The 17,887-nt window shown below is 44.0% G+C and carries 12 protein-coding genes; 4 read left to right on the top strand and 8 right to left on the bottom strand.

What is annotated here, in order from left to right; all coding sequences use genetic code 11:
* Window positions 1-7 precede the first annotated feature (7 nt).
* The 7 genes from AX660_RS18290 to AX660_RS18260 form a co-directional block, all read right to left on the bottom strand.
* Window positions 8-2,200, bottom strand: coding sequence for a bifunctional rhamnulose-1-phosphate aldolase/short-chain dehydrogenase (locus tag AX660_RS18290; protein WP_068380152.1), 2,193 nt, complete (start codon window positions 2,198-2,200; stop codon window positions 8-10).
* Between the two features lie 671 nt (window positions 2,201-2,871).
* Window positions 2,872-3,657, bottom strand: a complete 786-nt coding sequence (locus AX660_RS18285; RefSeq protein ID WP_068380151.1) for a DeoR/GlpR family DNA-binding transcription regulator — start codon at window positions 3,655-3,657, stop codon at window positions 2,872-2,874.
* A 263-nt stretch (window positions 3,658-3,920) separates the two neighbouring features.
* Window positions 3,921-5,363 carry an FGGY-family carbohydrate kinase gene (locus tag AX660_RS18280; protein WP_201027473.1) on the bottom strand — a complete coding sequence of 481 codons (1,443 nt, stop codon included), beginning with the start codon at window positions 5,361-5,363 and terminating at the stop codon, window positions 3,921-3,923.
* A 124-nt stretch (window positions 5,364-5,487) separates the two neighbouring features.
* Window positions 5,488-7,662, bottom strand: coding sequence for a catalase/peroxidase HPI (gene katG, locus AX660_RS18275; protein WP_068380149.1), 2,175 nt, complete (start codon window positions 7,660-7,662; stop codon window positions 5,488-5,490).
* A 127-nt stretch (window positions 7,663-7,789) separates the two neighbouring features.
* Window positions 7,790-9,355 carry a tetratricopeptide repeat protein gene (locus AX660_RS18270; RefSeq protein ID WP_068380147.1) on the bottom strand — a complete coding sequence of 522 codons (1,566 nt, stop codon included), beginning with the start codon at window positions 9,353-9,355 and terminating at the stop codon, window positions 7,790-7,792.
* A 179-nt stretch (window positions 9,356-9,534) separates the two neighbouring features.
* Window positions 9,535-9,876, bottom strand: a complete 342-nt coding sequence (locus AX660_RS18265; protein WP_068380145.1) for an antibiotic biosynthesis monooxygenase family protein — start codon at window positions 9,874-9,876, stop codon at window positions 9,535-9,537.
* Window positions 9,877-10,061: 185 nt separating this feature from the next.
* On the bottom strand, window positions 10,062-12,209 hold the full coding sequence (locus tag AX660_RS18260; protein ID WP_235594786.1) for an alpha-glucuronidase family glycosyl hydrolase: 2,148 nt from the start codon (window positions 12,207-12,209) through the stop codon (window positions 10,062-10,064).
* 215 nt (window positions 12,210-12,424) lie between these two features.
* Here AX660_RS18260 and AX660_RS18255 point away from each other — a divergent pair, with 215 nt between their 5' ends.
* The 3 genes from AX660_RS18255 to AX660_RS22885 all read left to right on the top strand — a co-directional run bounded on the left by AX660_RS18255 (window position 12,425) and on the right by AX660_RS22885 (window position 14,919).
* A complete protein-coding gene (locus tag AX660_RS18255; RefSeq protein ID WP_068380141.1) occupies window positions 12,425-12,610 on the top strand; it encodes a DUF2065 domain-containing protein in 186 nt (61 codons plus the stop codon).
* Between the two features lie 91 nt (window positions 12,611-12,701).
* Window positions 12,702-14,000: an adenylosuccinate synthase gene (locus AX660_RS18250; RefSeq protein ID WP_068380138.1), complete on the top strand. Its 1,299-nt coding sequence runs from the start codon at window positions 12,702-12,704 to the stop codon at window positions 13,998-14,000.
* A gap of 166 nt (window positions 14,001-14,166) precedes the next feature.
* Window positions 14,167-14,919, top strand: a complete 753-nt coding sequence (locus AX660_RS22885; RefSeq protein WP_082769000.1) for a substrate-binding periplasmic protein — start codon at window positions 14,167-14,169, stop codon at window positions 14,917-14,919.
* A gap of 73 nt (window positions 14,920-14,992) precedes the next feature.
* Here the strand turns inward: AX660_RS22885 and AX660_RS18240 are convergent, their stop codons facing one another.
* Window positions 14,993-16,180: a BaiN/RdsA family NAD(P)/FAD-dependent oxidoreductase gene (locus AX660_RS18240; RefSeq protein ID WP_068380136.1), complete on the bottom strand. Its 1,188-nt coding sequence runs from the start codon at window positions 16,178-16,180 to the stop codon at window positions 14,993-14,995.
* Window positions 16,181-16,353: 173 nt separating this feature from the next.
* On the opposite strand from AX660_RS18240, the gene glpK reads away from it, so the two are divergent.
* Window positions 16,354-17,838: a glycerol kinase GlpK gene (gene glpK / locus AX660_RS18235; protein WP_082768996.1), complete on the top strand. Its 1,485-nt coding sequence runs from the start codon at window positions 16,354-16,356 to the stop codon at window positions 17,836-17,838.
* Window positions 17,839-17,887: the final 49 nt, after the last annotated feature.

Below are 17,887 nucleotides of genomic sequence, written 5' to 3'. Positions count from 1 at the left end.
ATTTCTATTAACGCAAGAAGGCTTCGTGTAATCCGCCGTCAACGCTGATTACTTGCCCCGTGGTTTTACTTAACTGGCCTGAAATTAATAAATAGGCTGCTTCGGCCTGGTCTGCCGGGGTAATCGGCTGTTTCGTTAAGGTGCGCTGGGCATAAAACTCAGCGAGTTTAGTACGCAACGAATCGGTTTCTTCGCTTTCATTAAAGGCAATATTATATTTGCTTAAAGATGAAATCACCCTGTCACGAGGAAACATAGTGCTGCCTTGCACCACAGTAGCCGGCGCTAAGGCGTTAACGTTGACTAAAGGCGCAAAACTGACGGCCAATTCACGGACTAAATGGTTGGCGGCGGCTTTGCTAGTATCGTAAGCCAAGGAGCCTTTTTTCGACACAGCGGCATTAACGCTGGTGGTTAATACCATAGAACCTTTGATATTTTGTCTCTGCCAAATCTTGTTGGCTTCTGAACCCACCACATAACCACCTTTAACATTGACCGCAAAACTGAAATCAAAGATTTCATCGTTACGATCGTAATCTTCACCTTCAGCCATAAACACGCCAGCAGTGACTATCACATTATCAATACCGCCATAGGCCAATACCACTTGCTCAAACATGTTTTGTACGCTGTTACGTTTGGTAATATCAACCGATAAGGCAATAGCCGGACCACAGTTAGAAATCCCCGTGCCAGCTACACCAATGCCTTGACCATATTTTTTGGTCAGCTCAGCTGCAGTGACTTGTGCGGCTTCCAAACGCAGATCGGCACACACTACGTGAGCACCTTCGGCAGCAACGCGATGAGCGGTTGCCTTACCAATGCCGTCACCGGCACCAATCACTACAACTACATTACGCGCCAACGTTTTTTCAGCTGGCATACGTTGTAATTTAGCTTCTTCAAGTGCCCAATATTCAATATCAAAGGCTTCTTGTACTGGTAAGGCAGTGTATTCACTGATGGCTTCTGCACCACGCATCACTTCGATGGCACAGTTATAAAATTCTGCGGTAACCCGGGATTCACTTTTGTTTTTACCCCAAGCAATTAAACCTACGCCAGGGATCAAAATTACGGTGGGGCTAGGGTCACGCATAGGCGGAGAATCAGGGCGTTTGCATTGCTCATAATAAGCAGTGTAATCAATACGATATTGCGCTAAACCAGCTTTGAACTTGCTGACTAATGTCGCTAAGTCATCTTTAAGGGGATCAAAGTCTACAAATAAAGGTTTAATCTTAGTACGTAAAAAATGATCAGGGCAGGATGTACCTAGATCGCTCAGTCGCTTAGCATCAAAGCTGTTCACAAAACGCAAAGTGGTGGCATCAGACTGCACAGTGGCAACAAACTTTACTTTGTCAGATAACAAACCACGCGCAGTGGGTAAGAACTGATATAACAAAGCAGTAACATCGTCTGAACCTAGACTTTGATGTTGTTGGCCACCAAAGGTCTTGTCACCTTTGTCATGTTGTTCAATATAACGGGCAGCAGTTTCAATCACCCATAAGGAGGTTTCGTAACAGCTTTTGCTTTCACTTGCCCAGTTAGTATGACCGTGTTGGCCTAACAAGATGCCATCGATATCAGGATTTTTGGCATAGGTATCTTCACAGACTTTGGCCGCTTCCCAGCCTGGGCGCATCCATGGTACATAAGCCAACTTGCCTTGCCATACTTTAGCGGTCAGGGCTTCCTGATCCTTACACGAGGCAATAGCGATAACGGCATTAGGATGTAAATGATCAATGTGTTTTTCGGCAATCATCGAATGCAAAGGGGTATCAATAGATGAGGCTCTTGGGTTTAAACAAAAATTACAATGTTTAAACATGCCCACCATCGTATCTTCACCGGCTGATTTATAACCTTTCTCTGGTTGCTGCTGGTAAAAGGTATCCAACGCTTGCAATTTGCCACTGTATAAAGAAGAGAAATTATCTTTATTAGAGGTACGTAAATCACCACCTGAACCTTTAACCCACAATACCTCAACTTGTTCGCCGGTAAGCGGATCGCTTTCCATCAACTTAGCCGAAGTATTACCACCACCAGTATTGGTAATACGCTGATCTGCACCGAGTACATTCGAGCGATAAACTAAGTTATCTACTGGGTCGAGTTTATCCGCGACATCATCTTCCCACAGATAATTGACATGTTTATATTCAACTGGTCGGTAGCCCATTTATGATTCCTGATAAGTTTGACGCAGATAAAACTGCAAAAAGAATAACACAACACATTAACAATCAATATACATCCACTTCAATCTTTGTCAATCATATTCAAGCACTATATGATTAATTTATTTAACTCTGAATAATTATCACATGGCGAAAAAAGATCGCAGGGCGACCATGTATATCTGTTATTAAAGCCAAAGAGTTTGAACCACAGAGGGCATAGAGAACACGGAGGGAAAGACAAAAAATACGCACAGTTAAGGTAGCAAGCCACTGATTATCATGATTATTTTAACACTCAAAACTTATTGCTGCTCACTGTGCAGCGCAGCGCTTTGTGCCCTCTGTGGTGATAATTTTTTGACTTCTTGTAGCTCGCTTTACCCTTTAAAAAGAGTGATGTGACACCCTAAAGGCCGACTCACAATTTATCAATATGGGCTTTATCTCGCCGTTCGTAGCTCGAAACTGCGCTTCAAATCAAAGCCATAAAAAAACGCCTCAAGTGAGGCGTTTTTGCAAAGCTTATCCAGAATACAGAATTTATACCCAAAACCATTGGAATTGCAGCTAGGCGGCAAAGGAACTCAGCCCCATGAGCTTAGCCGTACTAAGTGATTGGGATGAGTGAGAGCAGCCAACAACGCTGCAGTTTCAAGGGTGAAGGGTATTGTCAATCTAGGGCTTCAACTACTATCACCTCTATACCGGCGTGGCGGAAAGTATTCAAAATGATGGGATCGGCATGGCTGTCAGTAATCACAATATCTACATCAGCTAAGGTGCTGAAAATCAGATTACCTTTAACACCAATCTTTGAACTGTCGGCCAATACGATGAGCTTTTCAGCCCGTTTACGCAGCTTTTGTTCAGCACGAATAAGTAAAGGATCGGTTTCCATCACCCCATATTCACTGATACCTGGCGTACCCATAAACATTTTGCTGCCATGATAATTTTGGATCGTATCATTTTCAAAAGCGCTCAAAATAATGCTTTGTTTGCGGTAAATCTCACCACCAGGCAGAGTAATTTGGTTGTCACTGTTTTCGAGCAACTCTTGAGCGAGCACAAAGGAGTTGGTCAAAATATTCATACGACGATGACGTAAAAACTCGGCCATCATATAGGTTGAACTACCACCATTGATAATAATGGATTCATCTTCCGCACACAGCTCAACGGCCTTTTGCGCGATAAGACGTTTGGTATTGGGGTGACGTTCTTTAGACGCTAAAAACGCGCTGCCAGAAATTTTCCGAGCGGGTTTTTCTGGAGCCACAAGGACTTCGGCGCCGCCACGGATTTTTCTGATCTGTTTATTTTCGGCCAGTTTATTTAAATCACGGCGAATGGTGGCCTCTGATGAATTCAGTTGATCACATAATAACTTAACACTGGCAAAGGTATTTTCTTCTAGCAGATCTAAAATAAGCTGTTGTCGCTGCTTTTCTAACATCCATACACTCCCTAAATAATACTAAATGCACCTGACTCTGCGCCAGACGACTGATTTTTATTAAGCTAGGGAGTTTGGCTCTCATCCCTTAAAAGACCCATAAACTGACAAACCATTCAGTTACTGTCTTAAAAATTCATATCCCCGCCACGCATACACAAGCACTAACTTTCAAACTTCAATGCCAACGTTAAACAAAGTTACACTCATAATCAATCAAATTATGTTAGTTGTGATTGAATTAACGAAAAAGCGTTAACCCTTCACGCAACTTCGTTATTAATCATTGCTAACCAGTGTTGTTTGTATGCTAATAATTCTTCGAATTGACTGGCTTCGCAGCATGTATGTTCGATGTCACCTTGTTTATCTTGCCAACGACTCAAAAGTGCGGCGCCTTGCACCGTGCCACTGCCGTCGGTAGATAGATAAACAGTTTGACCAAGACGTAACTGCGCTATCAATTGGCACATTAAAGGATTTTGCAAAAATGCTCCTTCAATAAAAATCGCGCCCTGGGCATTTAGCTGACTTAATTGGTAATCAATCATTAATGCGCAATACAGTGTGGCAATTGCACCAGCATATTCAGACTTTGCAGGTGCTTTTATCACTGGAATCAAGCCCCCAAAAGGGCCATTACCGCCACTAAAATCGGGGGTCACCATATATTGTTGTGCAAGCACATACTGTAAAGCCTGAGCTGAATTATCCTGCTCACATTCACCAGCTAGTGTTGCGCAAATAGTTTCATACTCACGTCCGCCCATAAATCGGGCACAAGCCACTGGGTTGCCCTGCACATCCACATTGGCCAGCATATCTTTATGCTCATCTAAAGCTGCAACCGGCGAGCCTGAGGACATCATAATGGTCCAGGTTCCGCTAGATACAACAGTAAAAGGCTGATTATTCTGACTGCGTAAATAACGCAAGTAACTGGCGTTGCTGTCGTGTACACCAGCATAGACTTTACAGTCTGTCTTAAGTCCGGTTTGCGCGGCCACTTTAGCCTGCACTGTACCTATTTGCGCCCAAGCCGGACTTAATTCACCTAGGAGCTCACGCCACTGCAGTTTGCCAACTAGCGAGGAGTAATCTTTTAAATCCGGTGCCCACAGGTCAGTATGACAACCTAAAGAGCTGACTTCGGTACTGCAAACACCTGTTAAACGCCACGCCCAATATTGTGGGTACATAAGGATGTGGCTAACCTGAGCAAAGTCAGCAGGGTAAGATTGGCTCTGCCAATATAACTGGCGACCTAAATTAAGACCGGCGGGCAAAGCAGGTGAACAAGATTCACTAAAAGTTGGCCTGAGTTTGGAATATTGCTGAGCAAAATCATTTATTTCGCCGTATTCATAATCCAATACAGGCAATACCAAACCATTGTCGTGCTCAACACTATTACTGATTAAAGCCGCTGTGGCGCCATGGGTAGTTACCACTATGGCAGCTATGTGTTCAGTCACATCCCAGTTTTTTAAACTGCTGGTAAACCACTGCCAAATTCCATTCACATCAGCCTGCGGATAGGGCGCTTTATGACTTACTTTATTTTTACCTTTTGCGTCAGCGATGGGCACTAAATTAGCGTCCAGCACTTGCAGTTTTACGTGAGTTTTACCTATGTCAAACACCAGAGTGCAGGCTTTACTCACCTTATCACCAACCATCAAACACCAACCATTAACAATCAACATCAATCATTCGTGAAATGTTTACATTGTTTTCACACTTTGTCTATTGAATATATCAATTTGCTTGTGTGGTGCATAAAAAAGCCTCCTGCACTGAAGTACAGGAGGCTTTAAACGTAAAATATAATTAAGCTAAATCAAAGCGATCTAAATTCATCACCTTAGTCCAAGCTTTCACAAAGTCATTGATAAAACATGACAGAGCATCACTGCTTGCGTACACCTCAGCAATAGCACGTAACTGGGAGTGTGAGCCAAAAAGTAGATCAATCCGTGATGCCTGCCATCTAACTTCACCGCTTTTACGATCCTTACCAACAAATTCATCTTCGTCTTTTGACAAGGCAGTCCATTTGGTCGACATGTCTAATAGATTAACAAAAAAGTCATTGCTTAATGTACCCACTCGTTGGGTGAACACACCATGTTGATCCTGTCCAGCATTGGCACCAAGCACCCGCAAGCCACCTACTAACACTGTCATTTCGGGGGCAGACAAGGTTAACAATTGAGCCTTATCAATTAAAATTTCTTCCACAGAAGCCGAGAATTTACTTTTGGCATAATTACGGAAACCATCAGCCTTAGGCTCCAATACTTCAAAGGCTTCAATATCAGTTTGTTGTTGTGAGGCATCCATACGACCTGCAGAAAAGGGTACACTTACCACTACACCAGCATTACTGGCGGCTTTTTCAACTGCGGCGCAACCACCTAGTACAATTAAATCAGCCAGTGATACTTTTTTGCCCGTGCCATTAAACTCTGCTTGAATGGCCTCCAGTTTACTCAAAACTTTTGCTAATTGTTGGGGCTGGTTAACCGGCCAATCTTTTTGCGGAGCTAAACGGATCCGCGCTCCATTGGCGCCACCTCGTTTGTCAGAACCACGAAAAGTAGACGCAGATGCCCACGCGGTAGAAACCAATTCAGAGAGTGATAATCCACTGTTAAGTAACTTATCTTTTAATGCCGCGAGATCTTTTTCATTCACCAATTCATGATCCACAGCCGGAACAGGATCTTGCCAAATTAACTCTTCACTCGGTACTTCGGCGCCTAAATAACGAGAAACTGGCCCCATGTCTCTGTGGGTTAATTTGTACCAAGCACGAGCAAATGCATCAGCAAATTTGTCTGGATTTTCATAAAAATGCCGAGATATTTTTTCATAAGTAGGATCAAAACGCAGAGCCAAATCTGTGGTTAACATAGTGGGCACTTTACGTTTTGCTGGATCATGAGCATCTGGAATGAGCCCTGCACCAGCGCCATTTTTAGGCTGCCATTGATGAGCACCCGCTGGACTTTTGGTTAACTCCCATTCAAACCCAAATAGATTTTCAAAAAAGTAGTTACTCCATTGAGTCGGTGTTTGGGTCCAGGTGACTTCCAAACCACTGGTAATAGCATCACCACCCATTCCTGAACCGTGAGTGCTTTCCCAGCCCAATCCTTGTTGAGCAAGACCAGAGGCTTCTGGATCTGTGCCTACCAATGCAGCATCACCAGCACCGTGAGTTTTACCAAAGGTATGTCCACCAGCAATCAGTGCCACGGTTTCTTCATCATTCATGGCCATACGCGCAAAAGTCTCACGAATATCAATAGCCGAAGCGATAGGATCAGGTTTGCCATCCGGCCCTTCAGGGTTGACATAGATCAGCCCCATTTGCACAGCGGCTAGTGGATTTTCGAGGTCACGCTCACCTGAATAACGTTTATCACCGGCTAACCAGGTGGTTTCTTTGCCCCAATACACGTCTTGCTCAGGCTCCCATACATCGGCTCGTCCACCTGCAAAACCAAAGGTCTTAAAACCCATAGATTCGAGTGCCACATTGCCTGTGAGGATCATCAAATCAGCCCAGGATATTTTATTTCCATATTTTTGTTTAATTGGCCACAGTAAACGACGTGCCTTATCTAGATTGCCATTGTCTGGCCAGCTATTAAGAGGTGCAAAACGCTGTTGACCGGCACCCGCGCCACCACGGCCATCACCAGTGCGGTAGGTGCCTGCACTGTGCCACGCCATACGAATAAACAAAGGGCCATAATGGCCAAAGTCTGCAGGCCACCAGTCTTGTGAATCTGTCATTAACGCATGTAAATCTTTTTTCACTGCCGCCAGATCTAGGCTTTTAAACGCCTCGGCGTAGTCAAAATCCTCACCCATGGGATTAGACTTGGATGAGTGTTGGTGCAAAATATCCAGCCGTAATTGCTTAGGCCACCAGTCCTGATTAGAGGTACCCTTGCTGGCGGTGTGATTAAATGGGCATTTACCTTCATTAGACATAGTTAACTCTCCTGTTGCAGAAACGAGTACAAAAACTGTGCACTAGTTATAGCCCTTCACAGGGTATCTGGCTAATTGAGTTACACTATGGCCTTAATCGACAAAAGCGATAATAACTAACCCATTTTTAGTTTATACAAAGAGTAAAATTATGAGTGGCTCCAAAATAGGCTCTAGGCTCAACTATGGTTACCGAGCCATTGGATGTCCAATTAGCTAATAAGCTTTGCCACTCGTTGGAGTCCCAATTAAATCTATCAGCTAAACTGATCGCCTCACGAATGTGCTCCACTGCAGAAGGTAGGTTTCTCGGCGTGACCAGATAATTCTGCATGGCCAATAAGTATTCATATTCGGGATTATCAGACTGTGATTCTGCGGCCTGACTTAAGTAAGTTTTTGCGCTTTCAAAATCATGTAAAGCTTTATCACTCGCCAGCAATAGAAGTTCAGCGGCTTTCAAACCAGCCACTTCATGACCATTTTTAGCGGCTTTTTTAAGCCAAATCAGGGCTTTTTTTTCGTCTCTTTCGACCCAAGGGCTGTCGAGTAATATCCGCGCTAAACGATACTGAGCTTTAGCCACTCCATATTTACTGGCCTCACTCAACCAATGCACAGCGAGAGGAATATCGCGTTGCTCACGATACAGCTTGGTACCGTATTCATATTGCGCCAACGGAAAACCCGACTCAGCTAAACCAGTTAATATTTGCTCTATTTCATTGTCATTTTGTGACAACCAGTTGAACGACATCAGCAATAATGCCAGATTAAATTGATGTTCCGCGTCGGGATTATTTCTGAGCTTTCTAGCTTTACGCTCAAAGGCAACATAAAACTGGAAATAACTTTCACTTCGTATTTTAGCGCGGGTATAACCAGCGACTCCTAAATAGGCACGGTTTAAAAAGGAGATATTTTTTTCTGCAAATTGTGGGGACGGCCCACCATTTATCGACAAATTGGATAAAGCTGACTTGGTATAGCCAATTTCATGAGATGTTTGAAAGTTTCTGGCGGAACCATCGGCGCCCACATCAAAGTCAACTACCGCTGAATAAGGACGCATCCAAACGGGAACCATCCTACCGCGGGGGAAAAGCATACTGGCAGCAAATCGCCTTCCATCACCCTCTCGCTCGGCTTCATCCTGAACTTCCTGTAGTCTGTCAAAATCCACTGTATCAATATACTCATAAGAAAGGCTGGCGTGTTGTTCATCCTGACCTTCTTCAGCAAAATAGATTTTATGGGGCAATGCGGCAGAATTAATAACTGGATAATATTTTTCAGCCAAGGGTTGCACACCATAGTGCTCGCGAAATGTAAGCAGTAATTGATCCACGTCAGCCTGATTATCAGTTGGCACTAGTTCCAGCAAGTCTGCAACAATACTGGGCGCATCATTAAATTTTTGCTCAGCCGCCAAGTTAAACCACACCAAGGCTTTGATGGAATCCTGTGGCACCCCCAAACCTCTATAATGCATTACGCCAAGTTGATAAAAAGCATGAGCACTGCCTACATTGGCCGCATCAATATAAGCCTCGCGGGCGAGTTCATAGCTAGCTTGCTGAAAATGGCTATCGGCCTGATACAAATCACTGGCCACAACTGGATGGCATAAGCACAATAAACTGACAATTAAGTTAGTGAAGCGTACTTTCTGGTGGACAAAAATCCCTGTCATATTTGCTCTCACATTAATCTATGACTAATTTTGCTTATTATTGATTAGTATTAGTTGTTCGACAGGTAAAAGAAAGCAATAAGTAAATAATATGTAAATTGATTTACCATATGAATAAAAAGGTCTTGGGTGATTTTTATATACAAGCACCTGAGCTGGCTGCTTAAAGCTGTGGATAGTTAACTTCCATCATGGCTTATCATGCTGTATTGACCCGGCGATACCACTATTGGCTCAGGAAAGCCTTTGCCAAGCACCCGCATTCCTTCGCTGTTTTCACCTTCTGCATTTTGAAACCCTTGATTAACCACTTGTTCAAAATGCGCATAAGATGCCCATACCACAGTATTGACATACTTAAGTGAGCCGTCTTGCTCTCTGTTAAGGGACCTATAAAAAGTAGAGCTAACAAAACCAGCTTGTTTACTGAAGTATTTGACATATTCAGCACGGACTAACTCCGCTTCAGCTTCCATTCCTTGCGGCACTATTATGGTATTGATAACACTGACTTGTTCCATAGATAAAATTCCTTATTTGACATAATAAAGAGTTTAACTGCAGTTTGGCGCGCTGTCGTTGATAGTGAATAACGTTACGCTCTATTCAACAAAGTCAGAAACAGTTTCCTAATGATCGGCACCCAGTCTTCACATCCATGTGAAGTCGTTCCGTTGGGCGGAGTTGTGTACCTATAGAGCCCGGCTCAACCTTGTCCTGGTGCATAGGGGAATTTCAGTGATTGATAATATTCCAAGCTATGTTTGGGCTTTTCAAACCCCATTGGCAAGGGCATTTTTGAATAGCTTTGAAAATACAATACACAGGCATCACGCCACCACTTTGCCTCTTTAACTTGAATCGCCAAGGCCATGCGTACTTGGTTAAATTGATTGGGCTCTATGTTGTTTTTCAGTGTCAACCAATCTTGCTGCATTTGTTCAGCCGCCGCTGCACCGGTGTAATAATGCGCGACAAGTTCTTGCCACAGGGTTTGGCCTGAACGCATTTTGTAATCCCACGGCAGGTGATGAAACCACAATAATAATTCATCTGGGGTCTTAGCCGGATCGCTGAAAATTTCCTGCCAATATGGCGCGTATTGCGAAACCCCATTAGTGCCTTTGCTGGTGCGATCAAGCCCTATACCGAAGTCATCGGCACGATGATAATAAGTGGGGTTCCAATCCGCTCGGCCTAAGTTATCGACCCAAGGTCCTGGGCCGTAATGATGACCTGTATCCATTAGATGATGTAAACCTAGGGGCGTCATGTAATTCACTATGTTTTCCCGCGACGCCATCATCATTGCCACTATTTGCTCACTGCTTTTTACATCGTGAGTTAAGGTCATGGCCACCCACTCATGGGCGATTTGTTCTGCACTTAGTTCATGATCCCAAGCTAAACGGCCTAATACATACCAGTTGGCTTGACCAAAGATATGGCCAGTCCAATTTCTGTCGGCGCCGATATTGGCCACGCCAGCCATCACTGACAAACTATGTCCCTCTAAACTACCATCAATGACTTTAGCCACGCTTGAGCCCGTGCCTTTAACATGAGTATCGGCATCTAAAACTTCTTTATACATAGTGCCCAGGTAGGCTAAGTGAGTACTAAAACCAAGGTATTCTTGGGTAACTTGAAACTCCATGGCTAAAGAAGTTTGCGGCATGGCGCCAAACAAAGGGCTGAAAGGCTCACGAGGTTGAAAATCTATCGGGCCATTTTTAACTTGTACACTGACGTTATCCTCAAATTGGCCATCCAGTGGCACAAACTCGGTATAGGCTTGCAACGAACGTTCGTGTTCAGAATCATGGGCATAAACAAAGGCGCGCCATAATACATTGCCACCAAAAGGTTTAAGGGCTTTGGCTAACATATTGGCACCATCAGCATGTGTGCGGCCATAATCCCCTGGGCCCGGTTGGCCTTCTGAATTGGCTTTAACTAAAAACCCGCCAAAATCGGGGATGAGTTTATAAATTTCAGCCGTTTTATTTTGCCACCATTGCTGCACTTGCTTGTCGAGAGGATCAGAAGTAGCTAAACCATCTAGTTGCTGGGGCGAACTGAATTTAATCGACAAGTACACTTTGATGCCGTAGGGGCGAAAAACATCGGCCAAGGCTTGCACTTTTTGCAAATAGGCTGGGCTTAAAATTAAGGCGTTAGAGTTAACGTTAATCGGCACTATGCCGTTGATGCCGATTGAAGCATTAGCGCGAGCATAATCATAATAACGCTGCTCTTTATAATCAGGTAACTTGTGCCAATCAAAAATCGACTCGCCGGCAAAACCGCGTTCGGTGTGGCGGTCAAGATCATCCCAATGATTAAGCATACGTAACTGAATTTTAGGTGACTGAGTGATATCCAGCTTGGCCAATGACTGCTCGGTTTGCACTAAACGCAAAAAATGAAAGGTGCCATATAACAAACCCACTTGAGTATTGGCAGTGATGTTGAGGTGTTTACCTTGGGATTGAATACTAAACCCATCACCACTTATCAAAGCCGAGGGCGATTGATTCAGTTGAATGCGTAAACTGGCATTATCTGCTTTAGTGTTAAAAGTCAGAGGCTTGCCTAACAGCGCCGGCAGGGCTAACTCCAGTTCTTGTTTGATCACCTTGCCGGTAGCAGAACTCGCATCCAGATAAACGCCACTAAGTTGTTTGATATACGCTTTTTTGAGTTTAGTGTTGTCTAGTTCGTCATATTTAAGCCATAAGCGATAACCATCTTCACCACTAAAATCCGCTGGTGTGGCTAAGGTATAAAGGCTTAATAAGCCTAGAATTAAACCACAAAAGAACGGCCGTATTTTGATACACATTTGATTCATTTCACTTTCCAAATACTCAAACCGCCACATTGCGGATTTACATTAATTTAACTTAAAGACGAGCTTAACCTTTAGTGCTGCTTGGTAAAATTACCCAATTTATTAATCAGTTACTGAAATATGCTAATTATCAACGACAAAGCCGCAATGCCATGCACCTCACCAATAAGTTTACATGCTACTATGTTGCCCAAGTTTACTTAGCAGGATAGCCCGTGCTTAATACCTTATTAGTGGCCTTAGCCTTATTACTTATCTTTGAAGGCCTTGGCCCTATGCTGTTTCCCAACAAATGGCAAAAGTTTATTCAGCAAGTTGCCCAACAGCCTTTAAACCAGTTACGCAGTATGGGCGGAGTCATGGTAGTCATCGGGATCGTCAGTTTAATTTACCTGCTGTGACTTTTTACTTCTAACTCCCTTTATTTTGCTATTTAGATGCTGGTTGTTTTTTGTTAGAATCCCCGCCTAATTTTCTGACTCCCTCCAATTCATGGCTAAAAATGTTGTTGTACTCGGAACCCAATGGGGTGATGAGGGTAAAGGTAAGGTTGTTGATCTTCTTACGGATCAAGCGGTTTATGTGGTTCGATATCAAGGCGGTCACAACGCTGGCCATACCTTAGTAATCGACGGTGAAAAAACCGTATTACATCTAATTCCATCTGGTATTTTACGTTCTAACGTTACCTGCGTTATCGGTAATGGCGTAGTGCTAAGCCCTGAGGCTTTGCTTAAAGAAACTGCCATGTTAGAAGCCAAAGGCGTGCCGGTTAAAGAGCGTTTACGCATCAGCGAAGCTTGCCCTTTAATTTTGCCTTATCACGTTGAGCTTGACTTAGCCCGTGAAAAAGCCCGTGGTAACAAGCCTATCGGCACCACAGGTCGCGGTATTGGACCTGCTTACGAAGACAAAGTCTCGCGCCGCGGTTTACGCGTAGGTGATTTATTTAATCCGCAAGAATTTGCCATAAAACTCAAAGAAATTCTCGAATACCACAACTTTGTACTGACTCAGTATTATAAAGTTGAAGCCATCAGCTACGAAAAAGTCTTAGCCGATGCCTTAGCGGTAGCCGATATACTTAAAGCTATGGTTGTGGATGTGACTGACGTACTCGATAAAGCGCGTCTACGTGGTGATTGCATCATGTTTGAAGGCGCCCAAGGCACCTTGTTAGATATCGATCACGGTACTTATCCTTATGTGACATCATCTAATACTACCGTTGGTGGCGTAGCCACTGGCTGTGGCTTTGGTCCTCTGCATTTAGATTATGTATTAGGCATTGTTAAAGCCTATACCACTCGTGTGGGTTCAGGTCCTTTCCCAACAGAATTAAGCTGCGCCGTTGGCGAACACTTAGGTGTTAAAGGTCACGAGTTTGGTGCCACTACTGGCCGAAAACGTCGTACTGGTTGGTTTGATGCCGTAGCCATGAAACGTGCCGTGCAAATTAACTCTATCACTGGTTTTTGTTTAACCAAGTTAGACGTAATGGACGGCCTTGAAACCATCAAAATTTGTATTGGCTACAAACAAGCTGATGGCAGCGTTAAAGACGTACCACCAATGGCAGCCGATGATTACGATGTGATCACACCCATCTACGAAGAAATGCCAGGCTGGAGTGAAAACTCTTTTGGTGTAACTGACTATGACAAGTTACCCCAAGCCGCTAAAAACTATATCAAACGTTTAGAAGAAATCACTGGCATACCCATTGATATCATCTCAACTGGGCCTGATCGCAACGAAACTATCGTCTTGCGTCACCCTTTTGATGCCTAAACTTAACGTTTAGCATTAACTCAAAAAGCCAATCACCAGATTGGCTTTTTTGTTTAAGCCCTTCGGCCCGTTTGACTCAGTCATTGCTGCCCAAATCAACCTGTCGCTCATTGATTAGATCAGGGATAGCGTTTATTCTCCCCTCTAGTCACTAATGAGAGTTTTTATGTATTTAACAATAATCTCACTTGTATTATTTTTATGTCTCAGCCCCTCTCTCAGTACTTTTGCGAAGGCAAGCCAAGAAACTAATTTACTCGCTGTAGCCAATGACAACAACCTATTGCAATATTATGAAAACGGCGAGAGCAAAGGTCCTTCCTTTGAAATTCTGCAAGCCGTCCTAAAAGAAGCACAACTTGAAGCCAAAGTTGAGTTTATGCCTTGGGTACGTGCTTTTTCAACCGCAAAAAATAATCCCAATACCTTGATTTTAAGCATGATAAAAACACCTGACCGCGAGGCTGATTTTCATTGGATAATAAAAGTCAGTAATTTATCTAGAGTGTTTATTTCTTTGGCCAGCAAGCCAGAGAATCATGTCGATCATATACAGCAAGCCAAAAATAAATTGGTTGCGATAGTGTTAGGCTCTGCAAATTACAACGAACTCACTGCTCATGGCTTCTCAGAGCAAAAAAACCTGTATATCGTGCCTGATTCCGAACTCATGGTTACTTTACTCGCCAATGGTCGAGTTGACTTAGTTTATGAAGATCCGACGAATATTCGAAATATCTTAAATAAACAAGACAAAAAAGATGTAGATATTAGGTATAAAGAAATAAGCGCAGAAAACGAACGCAGTAGCTATATCGCCATTAACAAAAATTCAGATATGGCGATAGTTAATCGCTTACAGCAAGCCGCTCGCAAGTTTGAACAAACACCTGAATACGCAGAACTGCTTATAAGATAAAAAGTGGTGATGATGTGAATTTGGGTTTACCTAGGTTTAATGTCGCCACACATGGCTTGACCGACACGCTCAATCAAACCACCTGCCCCGCTACCCAACCTGAACTCCATGCCCACTGAAAATTAAAGCCCCCTAGCCAGCCCGTTACATCCATGACTTCGCCGATAAAATATAAACCTTCGACGTTTTTGGCCATCATGGTTTTAGATGATAGCTCGTCGGTATCGACCCCACCTAAAGTGACTTCAGCGGTGCGATAACCTTCGGTACCATTGGGTTTAAGTTGCCACTGATGAAAGGCATCGGCAATCTGTTGCAGTTGTTTGCCTTGGTATTGCTTCAGCGGTTTATTGTCGAGGCCTAAATAAGGCAGTACGGTTTGCACATAACGTTTGGCGTAGTGGGCAGACAGTGCGGTGCTTAATAGTATATCGGGCTGTTGTTGCAGGGCTTTTTGTAACTCAGCGTGTAAATCGCCATGGGGAAAAAGATCAAATTCCACAGGCTGACCCGGCAACCAGAAAGAGGATATTTGTAATACCGCTGGGCCACTTAAACCGCGATGGGTAAACAGGATACTTTCGTTAAAGCTGGTATCGTTGCACGTGGCACGGGCATCGAGTGATATACCACTCAGTTCGGCTAATACGTCTTTGTCTTGTTCATGCAGGGTAAAGGGAACTAAACCAGCTCGGGTTGGTTTAACTTTGAGGCCAAACTGTTCAGCTACTTTGTAACCAAAGGGGCTAGCGCCGAGTTTGGGCATCGACAAACCACCTGTGGCGATAACCAAAGACTCACATTGATATTGCCCTTGGTTAGTGTCGAGCTTAAAACCCTTGTCGAGCTTTTCGATGCTAAGAATTTCACATTGACTGGTGACTTTGGCGCCAGCCTTTTGGCATTCACCGAGCAGCATATTGAGAATGTCTTTGGCGCTGTCGTCACAAAACAACTGGCCGAGGGTTTTTTCGTGGTAGGCAATGCCGTATTCGGCTACTAAACCAATAAAATCCCACTGGGTATAGCGGCTTAAAGCTGACTTACAAAAGTGTTTATTGTCGGATAAAAAGTTTTCGTGGGAGGCGTACATATTAGTAAAATTACAGCGTCCACCACCGGACATTAAAATTTTACCGCCTATGCGTTTAGCATGGTCGAGCACGGCTACTGTGCGCCCACGTTTACCCGCCTCTGCCGCACAAAATAAACCTGCGGCGCCTGCGCCAATCACAATAACATCTAGTTGTTTACTATTCAGAACTCATACTCTTGTTGTTCGCCCACTCTTAAGCGCAATTCTAACAGCATCTGCAGGCAGCATGTTTAACAAGTTGAGCTCTCGCCACAAAATAGCCTGAATTTTCAATGCCGAGATTGTTATCAGAATGTGAATGTTGCAGTATCACTTAGGTAAACGTTGAGGAGATAAAGGTGCAAAACTACATATTAGCCATAGATCAAGGCACAACCAGTTCGCGCGCGATGCTATTTTCTTTAGATGGCAAACCGTGTTTTAGTGCTCAGCAAGAATTTACTCAGCATTATCCCAACAATGGCTGGGTTGAACATGACCCCGAAGAAATTTGGCAAAGCGTAGTAAGCTCGTGCCGAGATGTGATCAGCAAAGCCAATATAAAACCCAGACAAATTATCTCCATCGGCATTACCAACCAACGGGAAACAACCTTGGTATGGGATAAAACCACCGGTACGCCTATTTACAATGCCATAGTGTGGCAAGACAGGCGCACCGCAGCGCTTTGCCAAAAGCTCAGCCAAGATAACAAACTAGTCGAGTATATAAACGACACTACGGGCTTATTACTCGACCCTTACTTTTCAGCCAGCAAAATTAATTGGCTGCTCGATAATGTTGAAGGTGCGCGTGACAACGCTAACTCAGGCCAACTGCTGTTTGGCACCATAGATACTTTTTTGATTTGGCGCTTTACCCAGGGGGCAGCACACGTCACGGATGCAACAAATGCATCGCGCACCATGCTGTTTGATATTCACCAACAAGCTTGGGATGACACTTTATTAAATACCTTTGCCATTCCTGCAGCCATGTTACCTAAGGTACTTAATAGTGCGGATGAGTTTGGCCTGACTGCAGCTGATATTCTGGGCGCTGCTATTCCCATTCAAGGAGTGGCGGGTGACCAACAAGCCGCCTTATTTGGCCAAACTTGTTTTAAAGCAGGCATGGCCAAAAGCACTTATGGTACCGGTTGTTTTATGGTGCTCAACACTGGCGACAAACCCATCAAGTCAAAAAATCGTTTGCTCACCACCGTGGCTTATCGATTAAAGGGTAAAACCACTTATGCCTTGGAAGGCAGTATCTTCATGGCGGGCGCAACAATTCAATGGCTACGTGATGGCTTAAAACTCATCAGCGACGCCTCACAAACAGAAACTTTAGCTAAGATGGCCAATACCAACAGCAGCGTATTTTTAGTACCGGCTTTTACTGGTTTAGGCGCCCCTTATTGGGATCCCGACGCACGTGGTGCGATCTTAGGTTTAACCAGAGATACCGGAATTAACGAAATTGTCGCAGCGGGCTTACAGTCAGTTTGTTATCAAACCAAAGATCTGCAAAAAGCCATGGAAAGTGACGGAGTAAGGCCAACCAATCTACGTGTCGACGGTGGCATGGTTAAAAATAACTGGTTGATGGGATTTCTTGCCAACATTCTGGGCGCCGAAGTTGATCGCCCAGCAATAACGGAAACAACCGCATTGGGAGTCGCTTATTTGGCTGGGCTGCAAGCTGGTGTTTACCCCTCGTTGGAAGATATCAGTTTGCTGTGGTACTGCGAAACGACCTTCAAACCTAGCTTATCTAAAGATGAGCGGGACGTACTGTATGCTCAATGGACTAATGCGGTCGAGCGAATTTGCACGACTTAGCTGGGGGTTGAAAAGCCCTGTATTCAGTTGAGGTGTTAGCTCAGCTAAT

Source organism: Paraglaciecola hydrolytica (genome assembly GCF_001565895.1).
Taxonomy (GTDB): Bacteria; Pseudomonadota; Gammaproteobacteria; order Enterobacterales; family Alteromonadaceae; genus Paraglaciecola; species Paraglaciecola hydrolytica.
The sequence above is the reverse complement of the archived record's forward strand: the minus strand, read 5'-3'. Positions and strand labels throughout refer to the sequence as shown.

Bases quoted from the DNA above. Each gene is read 5' to 3' on its own strand.
- AX660_RS18290 (WP_068380152.1), bottom strand. From the start codon at position 2,200: ATGGGCTACCGACCAGTTGAATATAAACATGTCAATTATCTGTGGGAA.
- AX660_RS18285 (WP_068380151.1), bottom strand. From the start codon at position 3,657: ATGTTAGAAAAGCAGCGACAACAGCTTATTTTAGATCTGCTAGAAGAA.
- AX660_RS18280 (WP_201027473.1), bottom strand. From the start codon at position 5,363: ATGTTGATTGTTAATGGTTGGTGTTTGATGGTTGGTGATAAGGTGAGT.
- katG (WP_068380149.1), bottom strand. From the start codon at position 7,662: ATGTCTAATGAAGGTAAATGCCCATTTAATCACACCGCCAGCAAGGGT.
- AX660_RS18270 (WP_068380147.1), bottom strand. From the start codon at position 9,355: ATGACAGGGATTTTTGTCCACCAGAAAGTACGCTTCACTAACTTAATT.
- AX660_RS18265 (WP_068380145.1), bottom strand. From the start codon at position 9,876: ATGGAACAAGTCAGTGTTATCAATACCATAATAGTGCCGCAAGGAATG.
- AX660_RS18260 (WP_235594786.1), bottom strand. From the start codon at position 12,209: ATGAATCAAATGTGTATCAAAATACGGCCGTTCTTTTGTGGTTTAATT.
- AX660_RS18250 (WP_068380138.1), top strand. From the start codon at position 12,702: ATGGCTAAAAATGTTGTTGTACTCGGAACCCAATGGGGTGATGAGGGT.
- AX660_RS22885 (WP_082769000.1), top strand. From the start codon at position 14,167: ATGTATTTAACAATAATCTCACTTGTATTATTTTTATGTCTCAGCCCC.